The following is a 12,146-nucleotide window of genomic DNA, read 5'->3' as shown; positions in this document are numbered from 1 at the left end:
CACTTCTAGCTAAAGAAGCACGCAATTTTTCCTAATTAAATTCGGATTAAAACATAATTACTTTTGGCTTCTCTGAACCAGTTAAAGTTTTGATTAAAGAAAATTTTATCATTATCGGACTAATTGTCAATATGCATTAACATCATTTACTGAACGACTTAATCACTTTCGCAATCTGGTGCACCGCTTTTTCTAAATCTGCCTCACTAATAATCAACGGTGGCAATAATCTCAAAGTATTCCCTCTGGCACTTAACGTAAGAATGCCGTCCTGTTGTAATTTTGCAATTACATCCGCCACCTTAATTTTTTCGTTTAAATGAATTCCCACCATTAGTCCTTTACCGGTAATGCTAGTCACCATTGGCAGTGGCAAAACTTGTTCTTCTAACAGCTTAAATAAGTTGGTCCCTTTTTCTCTGACAGAAGCCAAAAATTCAGGCGTTAATTGTTCTAAAACGGCTTGGGCAGCAGCCATGACGACTTTATTTCCACCAAAAGTAGTGCCATGATCACCTGGTTTGAAATTCTGAGCAACTTTGGCTTTCGCTAACATGGCTCCCACGGGTAAACCGTTCGCTAATCCTTTGGCAGCCGTAATAATATCTGGTTCAATCCCAAATTGTTCATAGGCAAACTTATACCCCGTTCTACCCATCCCAGTCTGAACTTCATCAACAATTAACAAGGTCTCTGTTGCTTGGCAACGTTGGCTCACTTTTTTTAACCATGCGGGATTAACGTTGTTCACGCCCCCTTCACCTTGAATCACTTCTAAAATCACCGCCGCCGTTTCCGATGTGATGGCTTTTAGTGCTTCATCATCATTATAATTCACAAACTTTACCGCAGGCATTAATGGATTAAACCCGTCTTTAATGTGCGGGTATCCAGTTACTGATAAAGATCCTAGCGTTCTGCCGTGAAATCCATAATCAAACGCGATAATTTCCTGGTTACCAGTAGCTTTATGCGCTAATTTAATGGCCGCTTCGTTAGCTTCCGCTCCTGAATTACAAAAGAAAGCTTGATAGCCAGCGGGACAAAGTTCATCGGCGAATTGGCTAGCCGTTTGGTTCGGATAGAGGTTTGAAACATGCCATAGATGTTGTAACTGGTCAGCAACAGCCGTCTGAATGGCTTGATTGCTATAGCCAAAATTACACACTCCAATTCCGCTGGTTAAATCAAGATATTCTTTCCCGTGATTATCAACGAGATGGTAATCATATCCATCAACTAGTTCAATAGGAAATTGGATATAGGTATTCATTAAATGACTCATCTTATTTCTCCTTCTTGGCTAATTTCATTACAGTGCCAGCCTGTTTTAAATCGTTCGTAATATTAATTTGCGTAACTCCTTGGTGTAACGCTTGAAAAGCCGCCTTGACCTTGGGAACCATGCCACCAGTTAAATTACCCTTTTCGATCATCTCATTGGCTTGCACTTCATTTAAAGTCGGCACCACTTGTTCGTTAATCAGCACCCCAGGAACATCCGTCAGCAAAATACATTGCGTGGCACCAGTTAAACTTGCCACGTTAATCGCCGCATAATCAGCATTGACGTTCAAATTTTGGTGCTGCGGTCCGGCAATAATCGGCGCCGCTAATGCCACTTGGTGTTCAGTGGCTTGCTGCAAAGCTGGTTCGTTGACCTGTTGCAAAACGCCGACTTCCCCATACGTACTTTGATCTAAATAATCACCAGCAAAGAGAGGCTCCGATGCTTGATTAAGGGGCTGACAAGCAATTCCGTGCTGGATAAATTGCTGGGCGAAAGCTGGTTGAATAATTTTGGCTAACACCGTGTTCGTGATTGCCATTAAAGGCTGACTAGTTACCCGAATGCCGTTAATTTTTTGCGTTGGTAAGCCGACAAAATCACTTGCTTCAGTAATTAAATTACCACCACCATGGATGATTACTACTCGTTGACCTTCAGCAATCATGGTTTTTACTGCTTGAAAAAAAGAATCCGGTAACTGACTAACTAAGTTTCCACCAATTTTAATTACAATCATGACCTTTACTCCTCATATGCTGCGTTAATTTCCACATACTTATACGTCAAATCGCAACCCCAGGCTTTCCCCGAGGCATTGCCCACATGTAAATCAACTAGTACTTTAATTTGGTCCCCATCTAAATAACTTTTTAATTCAGCGGGATCAACAGACTGACCTTCGCTATCTTGAACAACGGTTAGATCAGCAAATTTGATGGTTAATTTTTGTAAATCAAATTTCACATCAGTTTGTCCCAGGGCTTGCACAATTCTGCCCCAGTTACCTTCCGAACCAAATACCATGCTTTTAACCAAGTTAGAACCAACAATCGCTTTCGCAGCTAAGTTAGCTTCCGCATGCGTCGCTGCATGTTGTACTTCAACTTCGATCAAGGTATTAGCCCCTTCTCCGTCACTTGCCACTTGTTTGGCTAAACTATGCAACACCGTCAAATAGGCTTCTTTAAATTTGGCAAATTCCGCATGGTGAGGCGTTAACTTTTGGTTTTGGGCTTGGCCATTAGCTAAGCTTAATACCATATCATTGGTTGACATACACCCGTCCACGGTAATTTGGTTAAACGAATCGACAATGCCTTCTTTAAGAATTTGTTGTAAATCAACGCCGTCAATTGCCACATCAGTCATAATGAAGCCTAAGGTCGTTCCCATATTGGGGTGAATCATGCCGGAGCCTTTAGCAAATCCCGTAATCGTAACGGGTTGTTGATCAATTTCAACTTGCACACAAATTTTTTTAGAAGTGGTATCCGTAGTTAAAATTGCTTCGGTGGCAGAGAGATCATTTGATGAAGTTAAACTTTCGACCCCTTTTTCAAAAACTTGCATATCAAGTTGTTTTCCAATAATTCCAGTCGAAGCAACTCCCACTAAATCACTAGGAATCCCTAACTTTTTCGCCACTAATGTTCCAGATTTTTCCGCATTCTCCAGTCCCGTTTTTCCCGTAAAGGAATTAGCATTCCCACTATTAATCACAATCGCTTGTAACGTTTGCTGAGTGCTAATTAATTGTTTGGTGTATTGAACGGGGGCTGCTTGGGCTTGATTTTTGGTGTAAACCCCAGCTGCAGCAGTTGGGACATCAGATACGACCCAACATAAATCTAATTTAGCTTCTTTTTTGAATCCGGCATGCGTTGCTCCTGCGGTAAAGCCAAGTGGCCATTGAAAGTTAATTTTTTTCATTTTTTTACGCTCCTTTATGGTAAAACCGGGCTTAAATTTAAGCCGGTATTGTTTTTAAATTTGAATAGTTGATTAAAGTTTTGAATTGCTTGGCCTGCAGCCCCTTTAATCATGTTGTCAATCACACTATCAATTAGTAAATAACCAGTAACGGGATTATAAGCGAGCCCAATCTGACAATTATTAGTTCCGACCACACTTTTAAGGGTCGGTAAGTGGTCGGTCATGACCTGGACAAACGGACTGTTGCCATACGTGGTTTCAAACTGTTGTTTAATTTGATTAAAAGTCACGCCAGCTTTAACTTTGACGTAAATCGAACTCATGATTCCCCGATTGATGGGAACTAAAGTCGTCATAAATTGAATGTGTTGGACCTTGTCATTCCATTGTTGTAACTTGGCCATAATTTCTGGGATATGTTGATGCTGATTGGCTTTATAAATTTGGAGGTTATCATGAGCTTGGACAAAATGAGTTAGGTTGCTTAACTTTTTGCCTGCTCCTGAAAAACCCGACTTGGCATCTACGATAATACTGTCTAGGTCAATCAAGTCGTTGGCAACTAACGGAGCTAATCCAAGTAACGTAGCGGTGGCATAACAACCGGGGTTGGCCACGTAGTTTTTTCCCGGATTTTCGTCTAAATCAGCCAAGCCATAGTAGGCTTGCTGCAGTAATTCTGGTGATACGGCTGGTTTGTGATACCAGGATTCGTATTGTTTTCCATCTTGCAAACGAAAGTCACCCGACAAATCAATCACCGGAAAATCAGCTTCCAGAAATGGTTGCGCTAAGTTGGCGGTTACTCCCGCAGAGGTGGCAAAAAAGACCACTTGATTATCAGCCATAATCGTTTGACTGTCATACGGTAGTAATAAATGTTCATCCGTACTAAAATTTTCAACAACTTCACTGATGGGAAGTGGTTCAGTAAGGTCGTGTTGATAAAAATTAATTTCGCTTACCTCTGAATGTTGTTTTAAGAGCTGATACAATACCATACCGCTATATCCTGTAATTCCTACTACTGCAACTTTCATGTTGTAACTCCTTTTAAAATTTATTTTTAGGCAAATAAAAAACGCCCCTTAGTTATCTCTAACTAAAGGACGCTTGTACGCGGTACCACCTCTATTATGTTGTGAAAACAACATCTCTCCCAATCCAGCTTCGAATCGTTGGCTCGGTAATGGGAGCTCCCAGTATGGTTTTTAATCGCATACAACATTTAGATGACGTTCATTTTTTAAGAGTTGATATTTCACACTACCCAATATCTCACTGAAACTCTTAGAAAAACTACTACTTTCTAATTAACGTTTGTATTTTTAAGTTTTTCCTAGTTTAACATGATTTAATGCTATTGCAACCATTTTATTAAAAATAGTTTGTTTTTTAATGTAAAAATAAATGAAAATTGATTGATTGTTAGTAATTTACTTCAAATGCTAAATTAAAAAAATTACAGTTCACATTAGTTACATTTTTCACAAAACTAGTGTATTCTAAAAATTGAAAGAGGAGGTATATTGTTATGTCAGAAAAACAAACACCAACAGAATTCAAAGAAATCGTTGATCAACTCAATGATGAAAGCAAACCAGTGAACATTAAGGGGGTAGTATCAAATCTTAATCAAATTGCTGCTCCCTATTTAGCCCAGGCCTACCAAAACACGTGGTCCTTCACCCCAGAAAAAAAGCTCTCTGATGCTCAATTAAAAGATTCAAAAATTTTAACTGAACATTTAGAGGCATTAGATCGTTATGAATTAGCCCTTGTGGTTGATCAAATTAGTCAATTAGCTGAATAAAGAACATGCAAAAACGCCTATCCTGGTTAAATTAACGGATAGGCGTTTTTATTATTGAAAAATTTAAACTTCTTCTAGATACAAATCGTTTGGCTTAGTTTTACCAGCCATCTTAAGGAAACGGTAGTAAGCCCATCCAAGGATAGCAGGAAGCACAACTCCAAATACTAGAACAACGAAGAAGGCTTTTTTGTTGTTTGCCCATAGCCAAAGTGGTGCAATCAAAGAGTTAAGACCCAATCCAGAGATTAGGAAGGGAACTTTCAAACCAAATCCTACTACGGCAATTGGTCCCATTACCATTGAGATTACTAGGGGCCCTACTGCCAAGAGCGGACTCTTAAGCAAGTTAGCAAATTGAACTTTTGGGGTAACTAGTGATTGAGCAATGTTACCACCCAAGTTGTTTTGGTTATATGACATAGCCGTAAATACGGAGAATCCAACTGTTGTACCGATAAGAGCTGCCCCTGCAGACATGGGATCAAGTTGCACAGCGATTGCCAATGCTGCCGATGAAGCTGGCGTCATCAAGAATAAGAACCAAGCTCCCGCAACCAACATTGACCCCAAGATTGGGTTAACTCCCATGGTGTCGGCTAGTCTTTCACTTACCCAATTCAATGCTGGGGTAGTTACGTAACCAAACAATAGTCCGGCTAAGGAACCAACGATAGCAACCGCAAATGGTACCAAAACCAAATCAAGCGGTGTTTTTCCGGTTAACCATTTCCCAAGCACTGCAGCAATTACAGCTGCCATCACGGCTGAAACTGGTTGTCCGATGGTCATGATGGCTGATCCAGCTGCTTGAGGTGCCAACCAACCAGTGGCTGTCACTGCTTTTGCAACTGGTGCAGCAGTGAAGTATACTCCATTTGCTCCAACTGTAGCGGCAATCATTGTTGCCCCCGTTACCAAGGTGGTCGTGCGAAGCATTACGGCAACTGCCATTCCTAATGCGGGCGCCATCAAACGCTGGGCGATTAGGCCACATTCATTTAATGCTTGAAAATGAAGCATTGTTCCTAAGGTACTCAATAATAGTCCCATTCCCAATACGGCCAAAATTGTATTTGAAACCCCGGCTGCTACTTGATAAACCCACTCTTTCCAAGTTGTGGGGGTCGCTTCTGGAACAAATTTGTCTTTGGTTTGTGTTTCGGTTGTCATCATGTTTCCTCCTTTTATGTATAAACATTTAAAAAATTGAAATAAAAAAACGCCAGTTAGAGTATGGCTCTAACCAGCGTACACATGAATATGCCTATTCAATGATGGACTTCTGGTCGGCCAATTTTCCTTGGCCGACACAAAGTGCTCGACCGCTTTACTTAATAATAATTAAGTTAATAGCGATCAAGACTAATTTAGTATTTACGTTCATCATTGAGTGGTTCATAACATGCCTCCGTTTTCCTTTTTTTATAATTATGCCTGATTTTAAGAAAAAGTCAACGATTATTTTAGATAATATTAAGATTTTGTCTAAAATAATTAAAAAAACAAAACCAATCGTTCACATTTACAACAAAAAAGAACTTCAATTTGAAGTTCTTTCGTTTTATTTTTGGGCAATTGCTTCGACCTCAACTAACGCATTCGCCGGTAACTCTCGAACTGCCACTGCTGACCGAGCTGGTAAACACTGATTCTTTTCAAAGAAACTAGCATAAACTTGATTCACGACCTGAAAATTTTGCATATCCGTCATGAAAACAGTGACTTTCACCACTTCATTTTTCGTAAAATCAGCTGCTTGTAAAACTTGTTCTAAATTTGCTAATGCTTGCGCAGCTTGTTGCTCAACGCCTACTGCTAATTGATTAGTCATTGGATTTAAGCCAATTTGCCCAGAACAATATAAAGTTTGTTGACATCTAACTGCTTGAGAATAAGGTCCTAAGGCTTGAGGGGCTTTCCTAGTTGCAATTGCTTCTAACATTTAATTTCTCCTTTTTATTTGGGATATACCATAATTTTCTGTTGATGTTTTAGTAGTGCAACCGGGGTTTCATAAAAATTACTAAGCGTGCTTTCGTTTAAAATCTCATCACGACTGCCCGTTTGTACTACCTCACCCTTTTTCAGTAACAAAACGTGTTGAAAACACGGTAATAATTCTTCCGTATGATGCGAAACCATCAACATCGTTGGACGATTAGGTAAATCATTAATCCTACTAATTTGCTTTAATAATTTTTCTTTGGCTAATAAGTCTAGACCGTTACAGGGCTCATCTAAAATTAATAATTCTGGCTGAGCCATTAAAGCTCGGGCCAGTAAAACTAATTGTCGTTCTCCTTGTGAAAGCACGCGATAAGGTTTCCCAATTAAAGGTTGCCCGCCTAACTGAACTAATTTTTGTTTCGCCTCAGCGACATCGGGTAATTCATATGCTTCATATAAACCAATACTAGCAAACTTACCTGATAGTACAATTTCTTCAGCTAAATCACCAGGATGCAGATCATCTTGAAGGGCATTACTGACCCACCCAATTTTTCGTTGTAAAGCGGGAATATTAGTTTCACCAAAATGATGGCCTAACACACTAACATCTCCATTTGTGGGCCAAATATCCCCATGAATCATTTTTAATAGCGTAGTTTTGCCAGCACCGTTTAAGCCTAAAATAGCCCAATTTTCGTGCGGCTTAACTTGCCAATTAAGGTCCTGCAAAATCTTTTTGTCACGTCGAACAAAATCAACGTGGGAAAAATCCAATAAATTATTCATCTTATTCACCTACACTAGCATTGCATATAACGCTGCATTGTCCTTTAAATTAAGATAGTTCGGATCAAATTTACTTAAATTTTCAATCAACTGCGGCTGATTTTTTACATCACCTAGTAAGATGCCAATTAAAACGGGGCCGCGACCACGATTGACCTTTTTGGTGTATTCAAACCGAGTAATATCGTCATTTGGTAATAAAACTTGGTTCACAAATTCGCGCAAAGCCCCTGAACGTTGGGGAAAATTAACTAAGAAGTAAAGTTGTTTTCCTTCATATAATAACGAACGTTCTTTAATTTCCTGCATCCGCTCAATATCGTTATTTCCCCCACTCACGACACAAACCACCGTTTTACCAGTTAAATCTCCCTGATATTTGTCTAATGCTGAAACACTTAGAGCTCCAGCCGGTTCAGCCACAATCGCGTCCTTTCCGTATAATTCCAAAATGGTAGTACAAACATGCCCAGTAGGAACGGTCATTAATTCATCAACGTATTCATGGGCGTTTAAATAAGTTAATTCGCCAACGGTTTTAACCGCCGCCCCATCAACAAATTTGTCTAGCGTTTTCAATGCCACGGGATGCCCCACGTCAAAAGCAGCTTGCATCGAAGCTGCCCCAGTTGGCTCGACCCCAACTACCTTGGTTTCAGGACTAACGGCCTTAGTATAAGCCGAGATACCACTAATTAGGCCGCCCCCGCCAACTGCGCTAAATACGTAATCAACTTTTAAATTCTTTTCGTCAGCATCCGCAAATAATTCAACTGCGACACTTCCTTGACCTGCCATCGTTTGTAAATCATTAAAGGGGGCAATAAATTTCATGTGGTGTTGCTCACAAAAAGTGGTAGCTGCTTGAGCAGCTTCATCAAAGGTGTCACCTACCAACTTAATCGTGGTTTGGGACTGTCCAAAAAATTTAACTTGTTCAATCTTTTGTTTCGGTGTCGTCGTTGGCATAAAAATGGTCGCAGGAATATCTAATTTATGACAAGTCCAAGCAACTCCTTGGGCGTGATTTCCCGCACTGGCACAGACAATTCCGCGTGCTAGCACTGCGTCAGGCGTTTGTGCAATGGCATAGTAAGCGCCTCGAAGTTTAAAGGACCGAATTAACTGTAAATCCTCCCGTTTTAAATAAACGTTACAATGATGTTTTTGCGACAAATAATCATCGTATTGTAACGGCGTATGTGTCACTACCTTTTCTAAGACGGCAGCCGCTTGTTCAACGTCAGCTTGGGTTAATAATTTTTCACTGGTTAAAACATCCATGGTCATTTCCTTTCAGATCGTAATTTAATAAAATAGAGAACAACTCCATTACAAAGTTGTTCTCTATTTTTAAACCCTCAACTAATCACTGTATTTATCAGCAGATTTTACAAAAGGCATCTTATCCCGAAGTTGGTCACCAACTTTTTGAAGTTCTGATTTTTCCATTTCTTCTCGATAAGCGTAAAGTTTCTTAAATCCATCACGATAATCAGCCATAAATTCTTTCGCAAACGTTCCATCTTGGATATTCCGCAAGCCTTGCCGCATGGCTTCCTTAGATGATTCATTCACTACTTTTGGTCCTTGAACATATGAACCGTATTCTGAAGTATTCGAACAATCTTTGTACATCTTAGCGAATCCACCTTCATAGATTAGATCACAGATAAGTTTCATTTCATGTTCAACTTCAAAGTAGGCTAATTCTGGTGAATAACCGGCTTCCACTAATACTTCAAATCCAGTTTCGATTAAGGCGGTGATTCCACCCATCAAGACATTTTGTTCACCAAAGAGATCTTCATCAGTTTCTTCTTTGAAAGTAGTCTTTAATAATCCGGCCCGTGCAGCTCCGTTCCCTTTGGCAAATTCTTTCGCTAAATCTTCGGCATGACCAGAAAAATCTTGGTAAGTAGCGTATAAAGCAGGAACCCCAAAGCCTTCCTTGTAAGTTCGACGACATAGGTTACCAGGACCCTTTGGTGCCATCATTACTACGTCAACGTCTTTGGGCGCTTCGATTTCTTTGTAGTGCACGTTAAATCCGTGGGAAAATCCTAAGACATTTCCCGTCTCTAAGTTAGGCGCAACATCATTTTTGTAAACGTCAGCCATGACTTCATCAGGAGTTAACATTTGAACCCAATCAGCTTTTTTCGCTGCTTCAGCTACTGGGTAAACTTCAAAACCGTCTTTTTTAGCGGCTTCAAAGGATGGTCCTGGGCGAACTCCAACGATTACATGAAACCCTGAATCTCTTAAATTGTTAGCTTGGGCGTGTCCTTGGGCACCGTAACCAACGAAAGCAACTGTTTTTCCATCTAAATAATTTGTAGTAACATCCTTGTCGTATAACATATCAAAATTCATAATAATTTCCTCCTATTAGGTAAACAATAATTTTTTGTAATAAAATTTTTTCAATTTTAGTGATTTATCATGCTGAATTTTATTAAATTAATGTATAATAGGATTTCGAAACCCATTAACATTTTTAATTTCAGATTCATAATTCACGTTTTGCTTAATTTAATTTAATCATTTGGTGATTAGGTAATCCCGGTAAAATCATCGGGGTCACTTCTTCATCCGCTGAAATTGGTACTTCTACTAAAGTACAGTTCGGTTGGGAAAAAACATCTGCCAATGTTTCTTTCCAATTTTTAGTGGTTAGTTTAGTTGCTTTAATTCCATAAGCTTGAGCAAGGCTCGTAAATTCTGGATTCGATTGAAAAACTGTTTGTGAGTTTCTTTTTTGATACAGAATATTTTGCCATTGATAGACCATTCCGAGTGTGTTGTTATTCAATAAGATAATCTTCAAGTTCGGCTGCATCTGTTTCAGTACTGCTAATTCTTGAATATTCATTTGAAAGCCGCCATCGCCGACAAACAAAACCACGGTTTTAGTCGGGTTGGCTAACGCCGCTCCAATGGCTGCCGGTAATCCATATCCCATTGTGCCTAATCCACCACTAGTGACAAATTGATGTGGTGTTTGAAAGGGATAATACTGCGCCGCCCACATTTGGTGCTGGCCAACATCAGTTACCACAATGGCAGCTTCGTGAGTTAATTTTCCAATCACTTGAACCAGAGCTTGGGGTTTAATCACATTCGTTGCTTCTTTAAACTCACTCGGATGGGCTTTTTCCCAAGCGGAAATTTTCTTTTTCCATCCGGCATTATCAGGAACTTGCATTTTTTCATCTACTAATTGTTCAAATGCAACTTTGGCATCTGTCACTTCTGCTAAATCAACTTTGACAACTTTGTTAAGCTCTTGAGGATCAATATCCAGATGGGCTTTCCAAGCTTGCGGGGCAAATTCAGTTGGTTTAGTAACCAGTCGATCATCAAACCGGGAGCCGATGTTCAATAAAAAATCACATTCTTGTAAGGCTAGATTAGCAGCATAACACCCGTGCATGCCAGCCATTCCAATTAATAACTCATCATGTTTCGGCATGACGCCCAGTCCAAGTAAACTACTAACAACTGGAATTTGATACTGCTTTACAAATTTTCGTACCTGTTTCGTAGCCCCGGCTGAGATAACTCCGCCTCCGACTAACAAAATGGGTTTTTTAGCTGTTTTTAATTTTTCTTTTAAGCGGGTTAAGCCGAATTGACTTAGTCCTGGTTTTTTTAAAGCTCTGACAGCTTGTACTTCCTCATTCCCGAAAGCTTTTAAGATGTCAGTAGGTATTTCGACAACCACGGGACCTTGGCGCCCTTGCGTTGCAGTCTCAAATGCAGTTTGCAATATTGTTACAATCTGATTGACATCACGAACTCGGTAACATGCTTTAGCAATCGGTTCCGCAACTGCAACAATGTCGGTTTCTTGAAAGGCATCCGTCCCAATCACAGTCGTTGCCACTTGTCCGGCAATAACTACTACTGGAACTGAGTCTTTAATCGCATCGGCAATTCCCGTAATCGTGTTGGTTGCTCCCGGTCCTGACGTTACAATTGCTACCCCCGGTTTGCCGCTACTTTTAGCATAGCCTTCAGCAGCGTGAACCGCTGATTGTTCATGCCGAACTAAAACATGGTTAAATTTTGTTTGATAGATGGCATCATAGAGTGGTAAAACCGAACCACCGGGATAACCGAACAGCATTTCAACTCCTTGCTTTTTTAATGCTGCTAAAACGAGTTCTGAGCCTGGTTGTTTCAAATTAAATTCCCTCCTTTATGTTTGACTGGTTAATCATTAATTAAGTTAATCTGCATCACCCCCTTTAAATTTAGAAAAAGAAAAAGGCAGTCATCAATTCGATGGCTGCCTTTTAACTCCAGCAGACCCACCACAAGTACTTTGCATGGTGAATCTCCTGAATTAATGGTAATTCAAAATAT

The 12,146-nt window shown here is 40.0% G+C and carries 11 protein-coding genes; 1 reads left to right on the top strand and 10 read right to left on the bottom strand.

Translation table 11 applies throughout. The annotated features are described in order from the left end of the window. Window positions 1–142: 142 nt before the first annotated feature. The 4 genes from ACEPSS_RS03660 to argC are packed head-to-tail and all read right to left on the bottom strand — an operon-like array spanning window position 143 to window position 4,263. Window positions 143–1,285: an acetylornithine transaminase gene (locus ACEPSS_RS03660; protein ID WP_395320286.1), complete on the bottom strand. Its 1,143-nt coding sequence runs from the start codon at window positions 1,283–1,285 to the stop codon at window positions 143–145. 1 nt (window position 1,286) lies between these two features. Next, the gene (argB, locus tag ACEPSS_RS03655; RefSeq protein ID WP_395320284.1) at window positions 1,287–2,027 is read right to left on the bottom strand and encodes an acetylglutamate kinase; all 741 of its coding nucleotides are present in this window, start codon (window positions 2,025–2,027) and stop codon (window positions 1,287–1,289) included. 5 nt (window positions 2,028–2,032) lie between these two features. Next, window positions 2,033–3,220, bottom strand: coding sequence for a bifunctional glutamate N-acetyltransferase/amino-acid acetyltransferase ArgJ (argJ, locus tag ACEPSS_RS03650; RefSeq protein WP_395320282.1), 1,188 nt, complete (start codon window positions 3,218–3,220; stop codon window positions 2,033–2,035). A 14-nt stretch (window positions 3,221–3,234) separates the two neighbouring features. Beyond that, window positions 3,235–4,263: an N-acetyl-gamma-glutamyl-phosphate reductase gene (gene argC / locus ACEPSS_RS03645; RefSeq protein ID WP_395320280.1), complete on the bottom strand. Its 1,029-nt coding sequence runs from the start codon at window positions 4,261–4,263 to the stop codon at window positions 3,235–3,237. A 494-nt stretch (window positions 4,264–4,757) separates the two neighbouring features. On the opposite strand from argC, the gene ACEPSS_RS03640 reads away from it, so the two are divergent. Then, a complete protein-coding gene (locus ACEPSS_RS03640; RefSeq protein ID WP_395320278.1) occupies window positions 4,758–5,036 on the top strand; it encodes a hypothetical protein in 279 nt (92 codons plus the stop codon). Window positions 5,037–5,099: 63 nt separating this feature from the next. Here ACEPSS_RS03640 and ACEPSS_RS03635 read toward each other — a convergent pair whose 3' ends face one another. The 6 genes from ACEPSS_RS03635 to ilvB form a co-directional block, all read right to left on the bottom strand. Next, window positions 5,100–6,212, bottom strand: coding sequence for a PTS transporter subunit IIC (locus tag ACEPSS_RS03635; RefSeq protein ID WP_395320277.1), 1,113 nt, complete (start codon window positions 6,210–6,212; stop codon window positions 5,100–5,102). Window positions 6,213–6,600: 388 nt separating this feature from the next. After that, the gene (locus ACEPSS_RS03630) at window positions 6,601–6,981 is read right to left on the bottom strand and encodes a RidA family protein (protein WP_395320275.1); all 381 of its coding nucleotides are present in this window, start codon (window positions 6,979–6,981) and stop codon (window positions 6,601–6,603) included. Window positions 6,982–6,995: 14 nt separating this feature from the next. Beyond that, entirely contained in the window at window positions 6,996–7,775 is a 780-nt protein-coding gene (locus ACEPSS_RS03625; RefSeq protein ID WP_395320273.1) for an ABC transporter ATP-binding protein, read from the bottom strand. A gap of 9 nt (window positions 7,776–7,784) precedes the next feature. After that, window positions 7,785–9,059, bottom strand: a complete 1,275-nt coding sequence (gene ilvA, locus ACEPSS_RS03620; RefSeq protein ID WP_395320271.1) for a threonine ammonia-lyase IlvA — start codon at window positions 9,057–9,059, stop codon at window positions 7,785–7,787. Between the two features lie 81 nt (window positions 9,060–9,140). Then, the gene (gene ilvC / locus ACEPSS_RS03615) at window positions 9,141–10,151 is read right to left on the bottom strand and encodes a ketol-acid reductoisomerase (protein WP_395320269.1); all 1,011 of its coding nucleotides are present in this window, start codon (window positions 10,149–10,151) and stop codon (window positions 9,141–9,143) included. 154 nt (window positions 10,152–10,305) lie between these two features. Next, window positions 10,306–11,964 carry a biosynthetic-type acetolactate synthase large subunit gene (gene ilvB / locus ACEPSS_RS03610; RefSeq protein ID WP_395320268.1) on the bottom strand — a complete coding sequence of 553 codons (1,659 nt, stop codon included), beginning with the start codon at window positions 11,962–11,964 and terminating at the stop codon, window positions 10,306–10,308. Between the last annotated feature and the right edge of the window lie 182 nt (window positions 11,965–12,146).

The organism is Fructilactobacillus frigidiflavus, assembly GCF_044054575.1.
In the GTDB taxonomy this organism is placed as follows: Bacteria; Bacillota; Bacilli; order Lactobacillales; family Lactobacillaceae; genus Fructilactobacillus; species Fructilactobacillus frigidiflavus.
This window is presented reverse-complemented; position numbering and strand designations above follow the sequence as displayed.